At 72.0% G+C, this 19221-nt stretch carries 14 protein-coding genes; 5 read left to right on the top strand and 9 right to left on the bottom strand.

Going from position 1 to position 19221, the window contains the following annotated elements:
- Positions 1–13 precede the first annotated feature (13 nt).
- Positions 14–2251 (bottom strand): MMPL family transporter, encoded by a 2238-nt coding sequence (locus ACQB60_RS25080; RefSeq protein ID WP_496928367.1) that lies wholly within the window; start codon positions 2249–2251, stop codon positions 14–16.
- Positions 2252–2477: 226 nt separating this feature from the next.
- Between ACQB60_RS25080 and ACQB60_RS25085 the strand changes: the two genes are divergently transcribed.
- Together ACQB60_RS25085 and ACQB60_RS25090 are read left to right on the top strand one after the other, a co-directional pair.
- A complete protein-coding gene (locus ACQB60_RS25085; RefSeq protein ID WP_496928368.1) occupies positions 2478–3689 on the top strand; it encodes a sensor histidine kinase in 1212 nt (403 codons plus the stop codon).
- On the top strand, positions 3686–4402 hold the full coding sequence (locus tag ACQB60_RS25090) for a response regulator (protein WP_496928369.1): 717 nt from the start codon (positions 3686–3688) through the stop codon (positions 4400–4402). Before ACQB60_RS25085 ends, ACQB60_RS25090 begins: the two co-directional genes overlap by 4 nt.
- A gap of 49 nt (positions 4403–4451) precedes the next feature.
- On the opposite strand, the gene ACQB60_RS25095 is transcribed toward ACQB60_RS25090, so the two are convergent.
- From ACQB60_RS25095 to ACQB60_RS25105, 3 genes are read right to left on the bottom strand one after another with little or no spacing between them, the layout of a single operon-like run.
- Positions 4452–5765: an ABC transporter substrate-binding protein gene (locus ACQB60_RS25095; protein ID WP_496928370.1), complete on the bottom strand. Its 1314-nt coding sequence runs from the start codon at positions 5763–5765 to the stop codon at positions 4452–4454.
- Positions 5765–6613 (bottom strand): carbohydrate ABC transporter permease, encoded by an 849-nt coding sequence (locus ACQB60_RS25100; RefSeq protein WP_496928371.1) that lies wholly within the window; start codon positions 6611–6613, stop codon positions 5765–5767. Before ACQB60_RS25100 ends, ACQB60_RS25095 begins: the two co-directional genes overlap by 1 nt.
- Positions 6610–7533 (bottom strand): carbohydrate ABC transporter permease, encoded by a 924-nt coding sequence (locus ACQB60_RS25105; RefSeq protein WP_496928372.1) that lies wholly within the window; start codon positions 7531–7533, stop codon positions 6610–6612. Before ACQB60_RS25105 ends, ACQB60_RS25100 begins: the two co-directional genes overlap by 4 nt.
- Positions 7534–7753: 220 nt before the next feature.
- Between ACQB60_RS25105 and ACQB60_RS25110 the strand changes: the two genes are divergently transcribed.
- Entirely contained in the window at positions 7754–8608 is an 855-nt protein-coding gene (locus tag ACQB60_RS25110; RefSeq protein WP_496928373.1) for a phosphotransferase enzyme family protein, read from the top strand.
- Between the two features lie 57 nt (positions 8609–8665).
- Here the strand turns inward: ACQB60_RS25110 and ACQB60_RS25115 are convergent, their stop codons facing one another.
- The 4 genes from ACQB60_RS25115 to ACQB60_RS25130 all read right to left on the bottom strand — a co-directional run bounded on the left by ACQB60_RS25115 (position 8666) and on the right by ACQB60_RS25130 (position 13027).
- Positions 8666–9388 carry a 3'-5' exonuclease gene (locus ACQB60_RS25115; RefSeq protein ID WP_496928374.1) on the bottom strand — a complete coding sequence of 241 codons (723 nt, stop codon included), beginning with the start codon at positions 9386–9388 and terminating at the stop codon, positions 8666–8668.
- A gap of 103 nt (positions 9389–9491) precedes the next feature.
- Positions 9492–10733 (bottom strand): DUF5919 domain-containing protein, encoded by a 1242-nt coding sequence (locus ACQB60_RS25120; protein ID WP_496928375.1) that lies wholly within the window; start codon positions 10731–10733, stop codon positions 9492–9494.
- A 118-nt stretch (positions 10734–10851) separates the two neighbouring features.
- Entirely contained in the window at positions 10852–12171 is a 1320-nt protein-coding gene (locus tag ACQB60_RS25125) for a copper amine oxidase (RefSeq protein ID WP_496928376.1), read from the bottom strand.
- 64 nt (positions 12172–12235) lie between these two features.
- Positions 12236–13027 (bottom strand): Tat pathway signal sequence domain protein, encoded by a 792-nt coding sequence (locus ACQB60_RS25130; protein ID WP_496928377.1) that lies wholly within the window; start codon positions 13025–13027, stop codon positions 12236–12238.
- Between the two features lie 160 nt (positions 13028–13187).
- Between ACQB60_RS25130 and glgX the strand changes: the two genes are divergently transcribed.
- The gene (gene glgX, locus ACQB60_RS25135) at positions 13188–15332 is read left to right on the top strand and encodes a glycogen debranching protein GlgX (protein ID WP_496928378.1); all 2145 of its coding nucleotides are present in this window, start codon (positions 13188–13190) and stop codon (positions 15330–15332) included.
- A 76-nt stretch (positions 15333–15408) separates the two neighbouring features.
- Complete coding sequence (treY, locus tag ACQB60_RS25140; RefSeq protein WP_496928379.1) at positions 15409–17853, top strand: malto-oligosyltrehalose synthase; 2445 nt, start codon at positions 15409–15411, stop codon at positions 17851–17853.
- A gap of 56 nt (positions 17854–17909) precedes the next feature.
- On the opposite strand, the gene ACQB60_RS25145 is transcribed toward treY, so the two are convergent.
- The gene (locus ACQB60_RS25145) at positions 17910–19040 is read right to left on the bottom strand and encodes a cytochrome P450 (protein ID WP_496928380.1); all 1131 of its coding nucleotides are present in this window, start codon (positions 19038–19040) and stop codon (positions 17910–17912) included.
- Positions 19041–19221 lie beyond the last annotated feature (181 nt).

Here is a 19221-nt window from a genome sequence, read left to right on the forward strand (position 1 = left end):
CCCTGGCCGTTGGTCAGCGAGTCGGCTGCTGGTGCCCCTGGTGCACGAGGCCCTCGGAGGCGGCCGCGAACGCCCCGTACGGCTCGGAGGCGTGCGCACCGTCCGGTGTGTCGTGGCGGCCCCGCGTCCGGCCCGACCTGCGCGGCCACCACAGCCCGCGCCCGAGCATCGCGGCCAGGGCGGGCACCAGTACGAGGGAGAGGATCAGCGACGACAGGATGATGCCCAGACCGGTGGCGAAGCCGATCTCTTGTGTGGCGGGGCTCGCGGCCAGGCTCGCGAAGGAACCGGCGAGCACGACGCCTGCCGTGGCGATGGCGGGCGCCGTGTGCCGCACCGCCTCGGCCACCGCGCGCCGGGCCGGTACCGGCTTCGCCATCTCCTCCCTGATCCGGTCGGTGATCAGGATGTTGTAGTCGGTGCCGAGCGCGACGACGAACAGGAAGAGGACCAGGGGAAGCGTGAAGGAGACCCCCGGCCGGTCGAGGCCGTGCTGGAAGAGCAGCGTGCTCGCCCCGAGGGTGGCCACGAAGCCGAGTCCGACGGCGATCATCAGCACGACCGGCGCGAGCAGGGAGCGCAGCAGCAGGAAGAGGATCACCGCGATCAGCAGGGCCGCGACCGGGAACACCAGGCGCAGGTCCTTCTCCACCGCCGTCGAGATGTCGGCGAAGACCGCGGCCGTCCCCGTCACGTACGCCTCGCTGCCCGCGGGGGCGCTGCGCGCCGCGGCCGACCTGATGGGTCCCGAGAGCAGGTCGCGCGCCTTCTGCGTATCGGACTTGACGCTCAGGAACAGATCGACCCGCGCGGCCGTGCGGTCCTTGCTGAGCACCGGCCTGCCCACCTCGCCGACGCCCTCCGCCCCGGCGAGGGCGCGGGTCATGCCGGTGAGTGAACTCTCCTTGATCTCACCGCCGTTCGCGCTCCGCACGTACACGGTGTGCGGGTCGGACACGCCCGCGGGCAGGCTGCGGGAGATCTGCTCGGCGGTCCTGACCGCGGCGGTCTCGTGCCGGCCCTGCTGGTCGTAGCTCATCTTCAGGCCGATCGCGCCCGCGCCGAGCGCGCCGAGCAGCACCAGGCTGCCGAGGGCGTACCGCAGCGGCCGGCTGCTCACCGCGTGCCCCAGGCGTGCGCCGAGCCCGTCGGTGCGCTCCTTCTTCCAGGCCCGAGCGGGCCAGAACATGCCGCGCCCGAGCACCGCGAGGAGAGCGGGCATGAAGGTGAGGCTGGCGAGGAGCATCACGAGCACAGCGATCGCGATCGCGGGGCCGAGGACCCGGAACTGCCCGAAGCTCGCGAGGCCGAGCGTCGCGAAGGCGGCCACGATCGTCAGTGCCGCGGACGTGATCGCGGTGCCCACCCGCCCGGTCGTCTCGGCCGCGGCCGTACGGGCGTCCTGCCCGGGATGGTTCCGCAACTGCTCCCGGAACCGGAACATCAGGAAGAGGAAGTAGTCGATGCCGATTCCCAGGAGCACGACACCGATCAGCGAAGGGGTGGACGGGTCGAGGCTGATGCCGAGGAGCTTCGCCGCGCCGACCACCGCTCCTGAGGCGACTCCGCCGATCAGCGCCACCGCTATCAGCGGCACGACGGCGGCCGCCAGGCTGCGGAACACCAGCACGTTCAGGAGGATGATGAGGCCCATCGTCAGGGCGGCGACGACTTCCCCCGTGGTCTTCTCGGCCTCCAAGTCGTCCACGGTGGAGGCGATGCCTCCGGTGAATCCGACCCGCATGTCCTCGCCGCGGAATTCCTTCTTCGCGGACTCACGGAATTTCTTGTAGACGTCCTGAAGCCCCGGGTCCTCGGGATTTCCGTCGAGCGACATCGTCAGAAGCCGGAAACTCCTGTCCGGGGCCGTGGCGCCCGCCGCGACGCGCGGGATCTGGGAATGATCCTTCATCAAGGGTTCCGGCTTCTGCGCGACGATCCGCCGATGCCCCAGACCGGCCGCGGTGTCGGCGATCCGCCGCTGGTCGCCCGGGGTGAGCTTCCCTCCGTCGTCCCTGGCGACGAGCACCGTCACGGCATTGCCGTCGGGCTTCGCGCCGAACTTCTCGTCGGCGATGCGCAGCGCCACGGCCGAGTCGTACTGCTTGGGCAGGAAGTTCCCCGACTGGGAATCGGTGACGTCGTACATCATCGATTGCCCCACGAAACTCAGCGCCGCGCCGAGGATGAGCCAGACGAGAACCGTCATCCATCGATGTCGGGTGGAGAACGAGGTCAGCTTGCGGATCATGGTTCCTTTTCCCTGCTTTCGAAGTCCTCAACAGGTCATCACGCACAGGCCCTTGAGAACGTCGGCCGCCGGAAGGGGAACCGTCCGGGACCCGGGTCCGGTACTCCGCCACGGGCAGTACTCCAGTACTGGTCGAAAGAACCGCCCCCGCGCCGATTCCCGGCCCGGCGGACCGGGATGTAATGGTGCGACCGACTGCTCGACCGCTCGTTTTGGAGGCGCCCGGATGGGACGCGACTTCTTCCCTCCGGTGCCGCCCACGGACAGGGCGCGGCCCACTCCGGGCGACGCGCTGGTCGCCGTCGTCGCGGTGGGGCTCGACGTACTGGCCTACCTCGCCCCGGGCGACGAGGCCCCGAGCGCTCGCGTCACCGTGTCCGGCGTCCTGCTGGTCGCCGTCTCCGTGTTCCCGCTGCTCTTCCGGCGCCATCACCCCGCCGCGGCGCTCGGCGCGGTCCTCGCCGTGCAGTCGGCCGCCAACCTGGGCCTCGCCGTCGACCCGGGCACACCGATGTCCAGCAGCTACGGCGGCGCCGTCGCGGTGGCGCTCTACACCGTGGCCAGGTACGGCGGGCGGCGCACCGTGGCGCTCGGAGTCGCGGCCACCGTCCCCGTGCAACTCGTGCGGTACGCCTACAACGACGTGCCCTTCTGGGGTGTGGGCATCACCGACGTGCTGGTCACCCCCTGCGTCATCGTCGCCGTGGGCCTGGCCGTGCGGCAGTGGAAGCGGCAGCTGGACATCAACAGGAAGCTCCTCGCCGACCGTGCGGTGACCGAGGAGCGGCGCCGCATCGCACGGGAGCTCCACGACATCGTGGCCCACCACATCACCACCATGTACCTGATGTCCGGCGGGGCCAGGTCGACCCTGGACCGCGACCCCGAGACGGCCCGCGAGGCGCTGGTGACCCTGGAGGAGTCAGGACGTACGGCACTGCACGAGATGCGGCAGCTCCTCGGGGTCCTGCGCAGCACCGACACCCCGGACGAGACGCCGTCGGAACCCCAGCCAGGGGTGGACGGCATCAAGCAGCTCGTCGCCGATTCGAGCGCCGCGGGGCTGCCGGCCGAACTCCACGTCACCGGGCGGCCGCGGCCGCTGCCGATGACGGTCGGCCTCACCCTCTACCGCATCGTCCAGGAGGCGCTGACCAACGCCCGCAAGCACGCGGGTCCCGCCCGCGCCACGGTGCGGCTCACCTATCTCGAAGGCCGCATCACCGTCCAGGTGACCGATGACGGTGCCGGTGCCGCCAAGGCACCCGGCGGGCTCGGCGGGGGCGACGGCGGCGGATACGGTCTCCTTGGCATGCGGGAACGCATCGCCCTGCACGACGGCACCCTGCACGCCGGCAGCCGTGCGGAAGGCGGGTTCGAGGTGGCCGCGAGCGTGCCGCTGCCCGCGGACACCTACGAGAACGACGGGACCCGATGACCTCTCCCACCGAGCCGAAGCCCGAGCCCGAATCCGAGCGGATCACCGTGCTCATCGCGGACGACCAGCCGCTGGTGTGCCGGGGCCTGTCGCTGATCCTGCGCTCGGACCCCGCCATCGAAGTGCTCGGCGAGGTGGGCGACGGCGAGCAGGCCCTGGCGGCGGCCCGCGAACTGCGCCCCGACGTGGTCCTGATGGACATCCGCATGCCGGTGCTCGACGGAGTCAGGGCCACCGAGCGGCTGACCGCCGAGCTGCCCCGGTGCCGGGTCCTCGCGCTGAGCACCTTCGACATGGACGAACACGTGGTCGGCGCGCTGCGGGCGGGCGCCTCGGGCTTCCTGCCCAAGGACGTCTCGCCCGAGGACCTGGTGGCCGCGCTGCGCACCGTCCACCGTGGCGAGGCCGTGGTCGCGCCTCGCCTGCTGACCCGCCTGCTCGCCACGTTCGTGACCCCGGCCCCCGCCGCGCACCCGCTGGGCTCGGACCTCTCCGAGCTCACTCCGCGCGAGGTCGAGGTCCTCCGTCTGATCGCCGCGGGCCTCGACAACGCCGAGATCGCACTGCGGATGGAGATCGGCGTCCAGACCGTGAAGAACCACGCCACCGGCATCTTCGCCAAGCTGGGCGTGCGCGACCGCGCGCAGGCGGTCATCGCGGCGTACGAGTCGGGCCTCGTCCGGGCCGGGCAGGGCAACGGAGCCCGACCCTGACACCGCCCGACGCCGATACAGCTGCCTCTGACACTGACCTCGACACTGCCTAACGCTGATACCTCGCGAGCACCAAGTTGCCGTCCTTCACGAGGCGTTTGCGCAGCTCGTCCAGGCCGATCGCGCCGCTGTAGTACTCCTGGAGCGCGGGCGTCGCGATCTTGTCCTTCCACTCCGCGTAGCCGCGCACCGACTGCGCGGGCGCCGAGCGGAGGTCGGCCGCGAGGGCCGTGCCCGTCGCCCAGTCGTCCTTGGCGGTGTGCAGGGCCGGGTCCTTCAGGGCCTCCTTGCCCGTCGGGAGCATCCAGTCGCCGCGGGCGAGGCGGACCATGTTCTCCGGCTGGAGGAAGAAGTCGATGAACTCGGCCGCCTCCTTCTTGTGGTCGCTGTCCTCGGCGACCGAGAGCGTCTGCGGGCTGACGCCCTGGGCGAGCCCCTCCGATCCCGCCGGGGCGGGCAGCACCTGCCAGTCGAAGCCCTTGGGGGCCTGCTGGACGATCTGCTGGCGGTAGGAGAAGCCGAGCGGCACCATCGCGTACTTGCCGCCGAAGAAGCCGGGCAGGGTGTCCGAGCCGCCCACGCCGAGGGTCGTGCTCGACGCGCTCTTGTCGGTGTTGACCTGGTCGTGGATGGTGCGCGGCACCACCTCGTCCGCCGCGTCGAAGCGGATCTCCACCTTGCCGTCCGCGCCCCGGTGGAACATCTGGCCGCCCGTGGAGAGGCTCAGGTTGAGCGTCGCGGAGACCGGCTCCTTGAGCGGCCAGGCCACCCCGTACTTCCCCTTGCCGTCGCTCAGTTGCCCGGTGATCTCGCGGAACTCGTCCCAGGACCACGGCTTCTCCGGCGTCGGGATGCGCACCCCCGACTCCTTGAGCCACTTCGCGTTGGCGATGAGGACGCGCGGCTCCTGGAGGAACGGGACGCCGTACACACCGTCGCCGCCGTCCTTCTTGGGGAACGTCGTGGTGTCCCAACTCCGCCCGGGGATGTCGGACTTGAGGCGATCGGGGAGCAGCGTCCGCAGATCCGCGAGGTAGCCGCCGTAGGCGAAGTCCGCGAGGTCGTCCGAGGCGTCGTGTATGATGTCCGGCGCCTCGCCGCCCTCGAAGGAGGTGAGCAGCTGGTCGTGGACGCTGTTCCAGTCGCCCTGGACGTACTCGACCTTGACGTCCGGATGGCTCGCGTTCCACTCCTTGACGAGCTCCTTGTTGGCGTCGACGGACTCCTTCTGCCAGGCCAGGGACTGGAAGCGGAGGGTCACCTTGCCGTCGTCGCTCCCGGAGCCGGAGCTGCACCCCGCGAGCAGCAGCGAGAGGACCGCCACCGCGGTCGTCAGCAGGCGTGCCGTGTGCCGTCGTCGCATCAGCTCTTCACCGCCCCGGCCAGCATGCCGCCCGTGATCCGCTTCTGGATGAGGGCGAAGACGACGAGGGACGGGAGGGTCGCGAGGAACGCCGCGGCCGCGAGCGGGCCGAGGTCGGCGACGCCCTCCGCACCGATGAAGTGCGTGAGGACGACCGGCAAGGTCTGCTTCTCCGGGGTCTTGAGCAGGACGAGGGCGAAGAAGAACTCGTTCCACGCGGTGATGAAGGCGAACAGCGCCGTGGCCACGATGCCGGGGGCGAGCAGCGGCGCCGTGATCGAGACGAGCGTGCGCGCCTTCCCGGCACCGTCGACCGCGGCCGCCTCCTCCAGCTCCGTCGGTACGGCGCGCACATAGCCGACCAGCATCCACAGCGCGAACGGCAGCGACCACACCACGTACACCATGATCAGCCCCGCAAGGGAGTTGATCAGGTGGAGGTTCTTCAGGACGAGGAACAGCGGGATGATGATGAGTACGAACGGGAACGCCTGGCTGACCACCACCCAGCCGGTCGCCGCCCGTGCGAGGAGCGTGCGGTGGCGCGCCATCACATAGGCCATGGGCGTCGCGATGACGACGGCGATGACGGCCGCGCTGACCGCCGCGATCAGGGAGTTGGCGGCGGCGTGCAGCAGCGGCTGCTCGTCGAACGCCTGCCGGAAGTTGTCGAGCGTCGGGTCCTCGGGGATCCAGGTGGGGTGCAGGCTGCCGAGCTCGCGCGGCGGCTTGAACGCCGTGGAGATCAGCCACAGGAACGGGAAGGCCAGGAAGACGAGATAGCCGAGCAGCGCGAGGTACTGCCCCACGCGCGCGGGCCTGCTCGCTCTCCGGGTGCCGGTGCTCATCGGTCCTCGCCTCCCCTCAGGCGGCCCACCAGGTAGACGGCGAGGCACACGGAGATCACGGCCACCATCACGCAGCCCATCGCCGCCGCGTAGCCGAACTGGCCGTAGCGGAACGCCTCTTCGTACGCGAAGAGCATCGGCAGCCGGGTGCGGCCGCCAGGACCGCCGTTGGTCAGGACGTAGACCAGGGCGAAGGAGTTGAAGTTCCAGATGAAGTTGAGCGCCGTGATGGCCAGGGCGATCGGCTTCAGGGCGGGCCAGGTGACGGTCAGGAAGCGGCGCCAGGCGCCCGCGCCGTCCATCTCTGCCGCCTCGTGCAGCTCGCGCGGCGTGTTCTGGAGCCCGGCGAGGAGCGCCACCGTGGTCTGCGGCATGCCGGCCCAGACGCCGACGACGATCACGGCGGGCAGCGCCGTGCCGAGCCCGGTCAGCCAGTCCCTGCCGTCGCCCAGGTGCAGATCGCGCAGCGTCTCGTTGAGGATCCCCGCGTCCGGGTTGTAGACGAGCCGCCACATGATGCCGACGACGACCTCGGGCATCGCCCACGGGATGATCGCGAGCGACCGGGCCAGCCAGCGGAAGCGCAGATTCTGGTTGAGCAGCAGCGCGAGCCCGAGCGCGAGCAGGAACTGCGGCACGGTGACGCCGACCGCCCACAGCAGGCCGATGCGGAACGAGTCCCAGAACAGCGTGTCGTGCAGCAGGTCCTGGAAGTTGAGGAGGCCGATCCACTGCGTCGGCTCCGTGCGGCCCGACTGGGAGTCGGTGAACGACAGCGCGATGCCGTAGAGGAGCGGCCCCACGCTGAGGACGAGGATCGGGATCAGCGCGGGCAGGACCAGGAACCAGGCTCCGTGGTCGGTGGGTCTGCGCGCGGGCGCGCCGGGTGTGGGCCGCTTCGTCGCGGCCGCCAATGTCACGGGATCGGCTCCTTCGGGCGGTTCGTCGGCAACGGCCGCCCCGGCGGCCCCCGTCATGATGCTGACGTGATCGTGCTGACGTGATCTTGATACGTCAAGCGTCCGCGCAGGCCCGGTGGCCTGTGGGAATGCGAGACTTGTGGCCGTGCGCGAGCCTGGCGGCGGACGCACGGGTGCCGTGCGAGAGCCGTGCGGCACACGGTGGCGCGGGAGGCGACAGATGGACGAGGCGCGGGCGCGCGAGGTACTGGCCGCGGCGGCCCTGCCGGCGGACGCTTCCCTGCTGGCGCTCGGCGAGAACGCGGTGTTCGCCGACGCCGAGCTGGTGATCAAGGTCGGCCGGGCCGCGCCCGAGCTCCTGGAGCGGGCCCGGCGCGAGCTGCGGATCGCGCACTGGCTGGAGGAGAGCGGTGTCCCCGCCGTGCGCGCCGCCGAGCCCAAGGCCCGTCTGGTGGACGGCCATCCGGTGACGCTCTGGCACCGCCTCCCCGACGCCGTGCGCCCGGCCGAACCCGCCGACCTGGCCCCGCTGCTGCGCCGCGTGCACACCCTTGCCTCCCCCTCCTTCGACCTGCCCCGGCGCGAACTGCTCGGCGGCGTCGAGCGCTGGCTGCGGCTCGCGGGCGACGCGGTCGACCCGGCCGACGCCGACTATCTGCGCGAGCGCCGCGACGGCTTCGCCGCGGCGGCGGCCGCCCTCACCCCGCATCTGCCGCCCGGCCCGATCCACGGCGACGCGCTGCCCCGCAATGTGCACGTCGGCCCGGACGGTCCCGTCCTCGTCGACCTGGAGACCTTCTCCGCCGACCTGCGCGAGCACGACCTGGTGGTCCTCGCCCTCTCCCGCGACCGGTACGGCCTGGACCCCGACGCCTACGACGCGTTCACGCGCGCGTACGGCTGGGACGTGCGCGAGTGGGACGGCTGCGCGGTCCTGCGCGGCGCCCGGGAGACGGCGAGCTGTGCGTGGGTGGCACAGCACGCGCCGGGCAACCCGAAGGCGCTCGCCGAGTTCCGCAGGCGCGTGGCGTCGCTGCGGGACGGGGACGCGACGGTGCGCTGGTACCCCTTCTGAGCCGCGGGCCCCCTCGCGGGGCCGATGCTCCCCCCGGCGCTCACACCCCCCTGGCGCTCACACCCGCGTAGCGCTGAACTCACCGCGCAGCGGCCACGTCCCGTCGACCACCGCGGCCGGGTCGCCCTTGCCGCGCAGGAACTTCTGGAAGTCCGCCGCCCACTGCGCGTACCACTCGATCTGGCGGCGGTGCAGCTCCGCCGGGCCGAGGGCCGCGACCTTCGGGTGGCGGTCGGCTATCGCACAGGCGAGCTCGGCCGCGGCCTGCGCGTCCGCCGCCGCGTCGTGCGCCGAGGACAGCACCACCCCGTACTCCCTGCAGACCGCCTCCAGGTTCCGCTTGCCCTTGCGGTAGCGCTCCACGGAGCGGTCGATCGTGTACGGGTCGATGACCGGGGCGGGCTCGGTGCCGAGGCGGTCGCGCAGCGACGGCAGGCCGTGCCGGTGCAGCTCGGCGGTCAGCAGGCTGAGGTCGAACGTCGCGTTGTACGCAACGACCGGGACGCCCGACTGCCAGTACGAGGTGAGGACGCCCGCGATCGCGTCGGCGACCTCGGCGGCGGGGCGGCCCTCCGCCGCCGCCCGCTCGTCCGTGATGCCGTGCACCGCCACCGCGTCGCCGGGGATCGGGACGCCGGGGTCGGCGAGCCACTCGCGGCGGCCGAGCACCTGCCGCGCTCTGACCTCGATCACCGCGCCCGTCACGATGCGCGCCTGCGCCGGATCCGTCCCTGTCGTCTCCAGGTCGAACCCGATCAGCAGCTCCCGGTGCCAGCCCATGGCCGCCCCCTTCTTCGGTGGTGCGTTCCCCCAATGACCACCACGATCCCATGCGCCACTGACAATCCGAGGGGCCCCTTCCGCTTGGCTCCCGCACAGCGGTTCAGGACACCGGCCGCGAGTCCGCCCAGGCCAGCTCGAACTCCTCCCGGTACGTCTCGAAGAGCCCGCCCTCACCCTGCTGCTCCGCGCGCACCACCCGGCCGCCGCCGCGCAGCACGAGCACCGGCGCCTCCATGCCGCGCGTCCGGCGCAGATACGACTGGACGACGGCGATCCCGTCCGCGCCGTCTCCGTCGACCAGATACGCCGTGAACCGGGGCGTCTCGTCGAAGACCTGGATCTCGAACGCGCCCGGGTCGCGCAGCCGGGCCCGCACCCGGCGCATGTGCAGGATGTTCATCTCGACGCTGCGGCTCAACTCACCGCGCTTCAGACCCAGTTCCCGCTCCCTGCGCTTGACCGCGCTGCTCGCCGGGTTGAGGAAGAGCAGCCGCACCCGGCAGCCGGACTCCGCGAGGCGGACGAGCCGGCGCCCGGAGAAGTTCTGCACCAGGAGATTGAGACCTATCCCGATCGCGTCCAGGCGCCGGGCCCCGCCGAAGAGATCCTCGGCCGGAAACTGACGGAGGAGGCGCACCCGGTCCGCGTGCACCCCCACCACGTCTCCGTAGCGGTCCCCGACCAGGTCCTCCACGGCGTCGACGGGCAGCCGGCGCGCGGAGGGCGTGTCGGAGCCCGCGCCGAGTATGTCCAGGAGCCGGGCCGAGGCGCGCTCCGCCTGGGCGAGCACGGCGGTGGACAGGGCGCGGTTGCGGGAGACGACGTTGCGCGTCACCTCCAGCTCGTCCAGGGCGAGTTCGACGTCGCGCCGGTCGTCGAAGTAGGGCTCGAAGCACGGCCAGTGCTGCACCATCAGCTCGCGCAACTGCGGCAGCGTCAGAAAGCTCAGGACGTTGTCGTCGGCCGGGTCGAGCAAGTAGCCCTTGCGGCGGCTGACTTCCCGCACGGCCACGGCGCGCTGGACCCACTCCTGGCCCGCGGGCCCGGCGGCGGCGACCACCCAGTCGTCGGCGTGCACCGGCTCATAGATGGGGCGCAGAACAGCGGCCACGACGGCGCGCAGCCGCTGTTCCACCAGGTTCAGCCAGATGTAGGCCCGCCCGGCGCGCTGCGCGCGCGTGCGCACCTCGCGCCAGGCGTCGGCGCCCCAGTCCAGCTCGGGGCCGATCTGGGCGCCGATCTCCATCGGCCGTGCCAGCGACACCGCTCCGGGCGGTCCGTCCGCGGAGCTCCCCTCGTGACCCTCGTCACCAGGGGGCAGCTCCCGTCCACCCGAGCTCACTCGCGCTACCCCTTCCGGTTCCCCGGTATACGCCGAATACCCCGTACCCCCGTTCAACGATCAAGGAAGGGTACTCCGGGAGCGGCGGCCGGTGCAGCCGGATGGGGATGAGCATTTCTCAACTTCCGCCCTGCGTATTGCCGTTCTGGTTCGCGAGGTCGGCCGGAGTGAGCGGATTCATAGCGGTCACGTCCCGCGGAGCGAGCGAGAAGCCCTGCCAGTGGACCGGCATCGGCTGCTGGTCCTCGTCCCGCGCGATGTGGTGGAAGCCGATGTTGACCCAGGTGATCGGGTGCGTCAGCGTCTGTCCGTTCACCCACTTGTCGACGCTCTTGGGGCCGCAGTTCTCGCTCAGATTGTCGCTGGCGTACTTCTCGCACTTCTTGTACTGCGTGAAGTACACGTCGTGGCTGGTGTAGCTGCGCCCGGGGAACTTGACGGTGTGGCCCGGCACGATCTCGTAGCTGCGCGGGTGGCCGTCCTTGTTCTTGCCTGCCGTGCTCACCACGCGCCACCAGCGCGCGCCCTTGGCGTCGCCGGCCAGCTCCTTGGTGATGGGCGTCCGCGTCGTCTTCGTCTTCGGGTTGCCCCGCCCGCTGGGCGCGGTCACCTTGGAGTCGTACTGCTCGACCTTCGACTTCGAAGAGCCGTCCAGGCCGAAGTTGAGCCTCCAGAAGACGTTGTGGCTGTGGCTCTCCGCGTAGTCGCGGGCGCCCTTGCCGATCGGCCAGCCCTTGCCGTCCGTGCCGTTGTAGTCGTACGGGGAGAGGCTGCCGGTGGCGCCCACGTTCGACGTGATCGTGCCGTCCGAGGAGAAGCGCCACTCGGTGATGTACTCGTACCAGGACGCCTTGTTGACCGTGTAGACGAGCAGGTCCTTGGCCTGGGCGCTGTAGGTCTTTCCGTTGCCGCCCGTGCTCGCGTCGTTGTAGAGGTGGTAGGCGTGGCCACGCGCGCGCGTGGTGGTGCACAGCCCGCCCTTCACGTTCTGGCCGTCGACGCCGACGGTCTTCAGGGTGCCGCCGGGGCAGTCACCGGGCTTCAGGGGCAGCAGATTGGACATCATGCTGGCCTCGGTCATGTCCTGGTACTCGTTCTCGCCGTCGTCGTAGGGCACGTGGACCTGCGCGAGGCGCGCGTCGGTCAGCACGGCTATCGGCTTCGGCTCGTTCTTCGGCTGGTACGAGATGTTGTCCAGGATCAGGCCCGCGGTGCTGTCGTAGCGCCAGCACATGCGCCACGTGGTGCCCCCGTCGACGGTCTGCTCGATGCGGTAGGCGGCACTGCAGGACGGGGCGGCCGCGGGGGCCTTCTTCGCGGCCTTGTTGGGCGCGGCCCCCGCCGGGCCCGCCGCGACGACGGCGGCACCGAGCAGCGCGGTGACCGCAAGGGCGGTGGCGGCGCGCTTGCGGGCGCGCACAACTCTTCTGACGTGCATGCGAGATGACTCCCTTGTACGGGAAAACTCGTGCGAATGGTGGTCTGTTGGCGGTCGGCGGCGGTCAGGGCAGCCGGGTGACCGAGCGGGCGCTGAGGTCGACGATCAGCTTCCTCGTGTCGATCCAGGGGCCGTTGACGACCTTGGTGACGAGGCTGATGCACCGGTGGTCGCCGCACTTGGACAGGGCGGCGGGCAGCTGCTCCACGTTCTGCTTCTTGAAGACGAAGGAGCTCAGGCTCAGCTGGTCGGGCGAGGTCAGCTCCTTGCCCATGGCGTGCTTGTAGTCCTTCTTGAGGTCCGCGCCGAGCGGATCGGCGATCAACAGCTGCGCGGCCTCGGTCTGTTCGTCCTTGGCGGCGGGTGGCTGCACGCCGTGCGACGTGTCCGTGTTCTCGACCTTGCCGGTGGAGAGGTTGACCGTCTTGGTGACCAGGACGTCGTCCTTGTAGTCGTAGTAGACGATGTCGGCGCGACGCGCTGCGGCGGTCCCCGCGGCGGCGGCCGGATCGGCGTCCTCGGTCAGGTTCGTGGAGAGCAGCTGCGGGCCGCGGTCGCCCTCCACGTCTCGGGCCGACAGGCGGACGTTGCCCGCCGTGGCGATGCTCTTCGCGCGCTTCACCTCGTCGGGCGTCAGCGGGTCGCTGCCGACGCCCTTGGCGCCCTCCGCGGGCGCGTCCTCGTACACACCGTCCTTGGGAATCGCGTTCTGTTCGGCCGATCCGGCGCCGGTCGTGCGGTCCCCCGACCCGCCCGAACCCGGCAGGACCAGGCCCACCGTCACCGCGGCGGCCGCGACCGCCACCGCCGTGCCTGTGATCAGCTTCCCGAGGTGGCGTCTGACTGTCTCGCGCACATCCTCCCCCTACTTCCCCTGTTACCCCATTGAATGGGCATAACGAGTATGTGGTCGGACGGTTAGACGGACGGAACTCGTGGGTGGTTGCCCCACTTTCGGGGAGACTCTGGCCAAAGTGGCCCCAAGCCGAGGGGGCGTTAGTGGAAGAGTCGAATCCATGCAGGTCTGGCCAGGACAGCCGTACCCACTGGGTGCCGCGTACGACGGCGCCGGCACGAATTTCGCGGTCTTCTCCGAGGTCGCCGAGCGCGTGGAGCTCGTGCTGCTGCACGACGACGGCTCGGAGACGGCGGTGGAGCTGCGCGAGTCGGACGCGTTCGTGCGCCACGCCTATCTGCCCGGCGTCATGCCCGGCCAGCGCTACGGCTTCCGTGTGCACGGCCCGTACGCACCCGCGCGCGGGCACCGCTGCAACTCCGCGAAGCTGCTGCTCGACCCGTACGCGCGCGCGGTCAGCGGCGCCGTCGACTGGGGCGAGGAGGTGTACAGCTACCACTTCGGCGCCCCGGACAAGCGCAACGACCTGGACTCGGCGCCGCACATGATGACGTCGGTGGTGGTCAACCCGTACTTCGACTGGGGCGACGACCGGCCGCCGCGCACCCCGTACCACGAGACCGTGATCTACGAGGCCCATGTGAAGGGCCTGACGATGCTGCACCCGGAGCTCCCGGAGGAGGCACGTGGCTCGTACGCGGCGCTCGCGCACCCCGCGGTCCTCGAACACCTCACGGAACTGGGCGTCACCGCCCTGGAGTTGATGCCGGTCCACCAGTTCGTGAACGACCACCGGCTCGCCGACGCGGGCCTGTCGAACTACTGGGGCTACAACACCATCGGCTTCTTCGCGCCGCACAACGCGTACGCCTCCTGGGGCGACCGCGGCGAGCAGGTCCTGGAGTTCAAGCAGGCCGTGAAGGCGCTGCACGAGGCGGGCATCGAGGTCATCCTCGACGTCGTCTACAACCACACGGCCGAGGGCAACCACCTGGGCCCGACGCTCTCCTTCAAGGGCCTCGACAACGCCTCGTACTACCGCCTCACGGACGACCCCCGCTACTACATGGACACCACGGGGACGGGCAATTCACTCCTCATGCGCTCGCCGCACGTGCTGCAGCTGATCATGGATTCGCTGCGGCACTGGGTGACCGAGATGCACGTGGACGGCTTCCGCTTCGACCTCGCGGCCACCCTCGCCCGCCAGTTCCACGAGGTGGACCGGCTCTCGTCGTTCTTCGACCTGGTGCAGCAGGACCCGGTGGTGAGCCAGGTGAAGCTGATCGCCGAGCCCTGGGACGTCGGCGAAGGCGGCTACCAGGTGGGCAATTTTCCGCCGATGTGGACGGAGTGGAACGGCAAGTACCGCGACACCGTACGGGACTTGTGGCGAGGCGAGCCGCGCACGCTCGCGGAGTTCGCGTCCCGGCTCACGGGTTCGTCGGACCTCTATCAGGACGACGGGCGGCGCCCCTTGGCGTCGATCAACTTCACCACCTGCCACGACGGCTTCACGCTGCACGACCTGGTCGCCTACAACGACAAGCACAACGAGGCCAACGGAGAGGACAACCAGGACGGCGAGAGCCACAACCGCTCCTGGAACTGCGGCGCCGAGGGCGAGACGGACGACCCGGACGTACTCGCCCTGCGCGAGCGGCAGATGAGGAACTTCACCGCCACGCTGATGCTCTCCCAGGGCGTGCCGATGCTCAGCCACGGGGACGAGTTCGCCCGCACCCAGGGAGGCAACAACAACGCCTACTGCCAGGACAGCGAGATCTCCTGGGTGCGGTGGCCGGAGGCGGCCGACGGCGACGGCGCGAGCGCGGAGGACGGGCGCGCGCACTCCCAACTGGCCTTCACGCGCGCGATGGCGTGGCTCCGGCGCGACCACCCCGTCTTCCGAAGGCGCCGCTTCTTCCACGGCCGCCCGGTCGAGGGCACCCACGACGAGCTGTCGGACATCGCGTGGTTCACGCCGGAGGGCGAGGAGATGACGCAGCAGGACTGGGACGCCACGCAGGCGCGGGCCCTCACGGTGTTCCTGAACGGCAACGCGATCTCGGAGCCGGGCCCGCGCGGCGAGCGCATCACCGACGACTCGTTCCTGCTGATGTTCAACGCCTCGGACCAGCCACTGGAGTTCACGGTTCCGGTCAACCACGGGCGGCAGTGGAAGGTCGTCGTCGACACCGCCCACGCGGACGGGGTGCCGCCGGAGGCGGGGCAGAAGACACGGGCCGGTGAGCGTCTGACGCTGCCCGACCGAAGTCTCACGGTGCTGCAGCGCCCGGCGTAGGAGTCCCGGAGGGCCCGGGTGGCACGAAGGTGACCCCGGTGGCACGAAAGCCGCGCATCCGGGTACGTACGTTCGCATGACGTCCACGCGCTCTGAGTCCCCGGTGTTCCCGGTGCCCGCGCCCCCGACGGCCACCTACCGCTTGCAGCTCCAGCCCGGCTTCCCGTTCCGGGCCGCCGCCGAGGCCGTCCCGTACCTGGCCGGCCTCGGCGTCTCCCATCTGCACCTGTCGCCGGTCCTGGAGGCGGTGCCCGGCTCGACACACGGCTACGACGTGGTCGACCACGCGCGCGTGCGGGCCGAGTTGGGCGGCGAGGACGGCCTGCGCGCCCTCGCCCGCACCGCGCGCGAGCACGGCCTCGGCCTGGTCGCGGACATCGTGCCGAACCACATGGCGGCCGTCCCGCGCCACAACCACGCCCTGTGGGAGGTGTTGCGGGAGGGCCCGCGCTCTGCGTACGCGCGCTGGTTCGACATCCGCTGGGGGGCGGGCCGCGGCCGGGTGCTGCTGCCGTTCCTCGCCCACCGGATCACCGACGAACTGGAGCACTTCAGGGTCGACGGCGACGTACTGCACTACAAGGAGCACACGTTTCCGCTGCGCGCGGGCACCGAGAAGCTGCCGCTGCCGCAGCTGCTGTCCGCGCAGTGGTACCGCCTGTGCTGGTGGCGGCTGGCCCGCACCGAGCTCAACTACCGGCGCTTCTTCACCATTTCGGACCTCATAGGAGTACGGGTCGAGGACCCGGAGGTCTTCGACGCGACCCACGCCACCATGCTGCGGCTGCTGCGCGAGGGCGTCCTGGACGGGCTGCGCGTCGACCACCCCGACGGGCTCGCCGACCCCGGCGCGTACCTCCAGCGGCTGCACGACGCCACCGACGGGCGCTGGACGACCGTCGAGAAGATCCTCGCCGACGGGGAGAGACTGCCCGCCGCCTGGCCCGTCGCGGGCACCACCGGCTACGACGCGCTGCGCCACGTCGACGGCGTCCTCACCGACCCGGCGGGCGCCGCCGAACTCCTCGACCACTACCGGCGGTTCGCCGCCCCGCCCGACGACCGGGGCGGCGACTGGCGGGCCACGGTGCGCCGGGCCGCGTACAAGGTCCTCACCCACGAGCTGGCCACCGAGGTGGCCGCCCTCACGCGCGCGGCGGCCTCGTTCTGCGCGGCGGACCCGGCGCTGCGCGACCACGCTCCGTGGGCGCTGCGCACGGCCCTGTGCGAGCTCCTGGTCCGCCTGCCCGTCTACCGGCCGTACGCGCGCGGGGGCGACGACCCGGCGGCGGTCCTCACCCTGCGCGACGCCGACGAGGCCAAGGCCGTGTTCGCGGTCCGCGAGGAGGCCGAAGCGGTCGACGTCGTACGGGACCTGGCGCTCGGCAGACTCGGCACGGGGGCCGGGCACGGGATGTTCCGGACCCGGTTCGCGCAGACCGCGTCCGCGCTGCGCGCCAAGTCGGTCGAGGACACCGCCTTCTACCGGTACACGCCACTCCTGTCGGCCACGGAGGTGGGCGGCGCCCCGGAGCGGCCCGCGCTGCCTCCGGAGGAGTTCCACGCGTACTGCGCGCGCGTGCAGCGCGACTGGCCGTACTCCGGCACCGTCCTGACCACGCACGACACCAAGCGCAGCGCCGACGTACGGGCGGGCATCGCCGTCCTCACCCAGTGCCCCGAGGAGTGGGCCCGCCTCCTGGCCGACGTCACCGGGCGCACCGCGCGCGACGGCGGCACGGCCGCGCCCGACCTCCAACTGGCGTGGGCGGCCTGGCAGACGGTGGTCGGCCTCGGCCCCGACGCCCCGGCCCCGGACGCGTACCGCCCGCCGCAGCCCTACGAAGAGCGGCTGCGCGAGGCCCTGTTGAAGCATGCGCGCGAGGCGGGCCTGCACACCAGCTGGACCGAGCCGGACGAGGCGTACGAGAACGCCGTACGGGACTTCGTCGGGGCGTGCCCCGGCGGCCCGCCCGGACGCACCGTGGCCGAGTGGGCGCGACGCCTTGACCCCCATGTGCGGGCCAACGTCCTCGGGGCGGTCCTGCTGCACCTGACGATGCCGGGCGTCCCCGACCTCTACCAGGGCACGGAGCGCACGTACCGGGCCCTGGTGGACCCCGACAACCGCGCCCCCGTCACCTTCGAAGGGCCGGTCCCCGCGGACGCCCGGGAGGCCGGGGGCGACTCCGCGCGCAAGACGGCCGTGACGGTGGCGGCACTGCGGCTGCGGGCGCGGCGGCCGGAGGTGTTCGGCGGCACGGGGAGCTACGAGCCGCTGGCGCCGGACGGTCCGGGCGCGGCGCACTGTCTGGCCTTCACGCGCTCCGGGGCGGTGCTCACGGCGGTCACCCGGCTCTCGCTGCGGCTCGCCGAGGCGGGCGGCTGGCGGGACACGCTGCTGCCGCTCCCGGAGGGCCGGTGGGTGGATCTGCTGTGTCCCGGGCGGGAGTTCACGGGGCACGCGCGCGTGGCGGAGCTGTTCGCGGAGCTGCCGGTGGCGCTCCTGGAGCGGGCGTGAGACGCCCGGGCGTGACGGCCCGCCCCGTGACGGCCCGCCCCGAGGCGGCCGAGGCGTCAGCGGGGACGTATCGACAGCAGGCGCGGAGCCCGCGCCAGGAGCCCGCGCGGGACCGGCCTGAACCCCGGCGTCCAGCGCAGCCCCGGCAGGGCGTCCAGGAGGGCCCGCAGCCCCCGCTCCGCCGCGAGCGCGGCCAGGTCGGCGCCGAGGCAGGCATGCCGGCCCGCGCCGCCCGCGAGCCGGCCCGTGTCGGCACGGAAGACGTCGTAGCGGTCCGGGTCGGCGAACCGCGCGGGGTCGCGGCCCGCCGCGCCGATCAGGCAGGCGACGCGCGCCCCCGGCGGCAGCGGCGTCCCGGCCACGGTCACGGGGGCGACGGCGCGGCGCAGCACGACGGGCCGCGGCGGGTCGCGGCGCAGCGACTCCGCCCAGGCCGCCGGTATCAGCCCGGGCCGCTCCCGCACCAGCTCCAACTGCCCCGGATGGTCGAGGAGGTTGGCGAGGAACGAGGCGAGCCCCAGGGCGGCCGCCTCGCCGCCCGCGCCGAGGACCTCCCCGACGAGGCCCGTCACGGCCTCGTCGGACAGCGGCCGTCCGCCGGGCTCCGCCGTGCACAGGACGGACAGCAGGTCGGTCCCGGGGTGGGCGCGGCGGCGCGCGATGTGGGGACGCAGGCAGGCGTCGAGCCCGGGGTGGCGGCCCGCCGCGTGGGTGAGGCCGGTGCGGCACCACTCCTGGAGGCGTGCGGTCTCTTCGTAGGGCAGCCCCAGGGCGGCGACGACCGCGGCGGCGGGCAGCCACTGGCAGAACTCCGCGACGAGGTCGGCCTCCTGGCGGGCGGCGATGCGGCGGGCCAGCACATGGGCGGTGCGCTCCACGCCGGGGGCCAGGGCGGCGAGGGCGCGCCCCCGCAGGGCCGGTTCGAGGAGGGCGCGGTGGGCGTCGTGCGTGGCGCCCTCCTGGTGCACGAGGGTGCGCCCCGGGGGCGGCGCGAGCAGCCGGGGCTCCGCGAGGGCGGCGCACACCTCCGCGTACCGGCTGACCAGCCACGCCCCGAAGGGCTCGTCGTGGCGCAGGGGGTGTTCCTCGCGGAGGGTGCGGAAGAGCGGGTGCGGGTCGCGCTCGACGGCGGGGGCGAGGAGGCTCGGGACGGCCCTGCGTACGGGGGGCGGCTGCACCCTGCGCACGGGGAGCGGCTCCGGCGCTCCCGCGCCCGAGGGGGCGCGGGAAACTCCAAGAACTCCGAGACCACCAGGAAGGCACAGCACCGCCGGGCTCCCACCTGTGCGTCAGCGCGCCTGATGCCCGCGCCGGTGTGCCCTCAGCGGACCATTCCGAGGCTCCCGCAGCAGCTCACGTACGCCCGAA

This window comes from Streptomyces odontotermitis, from assembly GCF_050510915.1.
Taxonomy (GTDB): Bacteria; Actinomycetota; Actinomycetes; order Streptomycetales; family Streptomycetaceae; genus Streptomyces.

What these genes read in the sequence shown, in the direction of transcription:
- ACQB60_RS25080 (WP_496928367.1), bottom strand. Translation starts at nt 2,251, where the DNA reads ATGATCCGCAAGCTGACCTCGTTCTCCACCCGACATCGATGGATGACG.
- ACQB60_RS25085 (WP_496928368.1), top strand. Translation starts at nt 2,478, where the DNA reads ATGGGACGCGACTTCTTCCCTCCGGTGCCGCCCACGGACAGGGCGCGG.
- ACQB60_RS25090 (WP_496928369.1), top strand. Translation starts at nt 3,686, where the DNA reads ATGACCTCTCCCACCGAGCCGAAGCCCGAGCCCGAATCCGAGCGGATC.
- ACQB60_RS25095 (WP_496928370.1), bottom strand. Translation starts at nt 5,765, where the DNA reads ATGCGACGACGGCACACGGCACGCCTGCTGACGACCGCGGTGGCGGTC.
- ACQB60_RS25100 (WP_496928371.1), bottom strand. Translation starts at nt 6,613, where the DNA reads ATGAGCACCGGCACCCGGAGAGCGAGCAGGCCCGCGCGCGTGGGGCAG.
- ACQB60_RS25110 (WP_496928373.1), top strand. Translation starts at nt 7,754, where the DNA reads ATGGACGAGGCGCGGGCGCGCGAGGTACTGGCCGCGGCGGCCCTGCCG.
- ACQB60_RS25115 (WP_496928374.1), bottom strand. Translation starts at nt 9,388, where the DNA reads ATGGGCTGGCACCGGGAGCTGCTGATCGGGTTCGACCTGGAGACGACA.
- ACQB60_RS25125 (WP_496928376.1), bottom strand. Translation starts at nt 12,171, where the DNA reads ATGCACGTCAGAAGAGTTGTGCGCGCCCGCAAGCGCGCCGCCACCGCC.
- glgX (WP_496928378.1), top strand. Translation starts at nt 13,188, where the DNA reads ATGCAGGTCTGGCCAGGACAGCCGTACCCACTGGGTGCCGCGTACGAC.
- treY (WP_496928379.1), top strand. Translation starts at nt 15,409, where the DNA reads ATGACGTCCACGCGCTCTGAGTCCCCGGTGTTCCCGGTGCCCGCGCCC.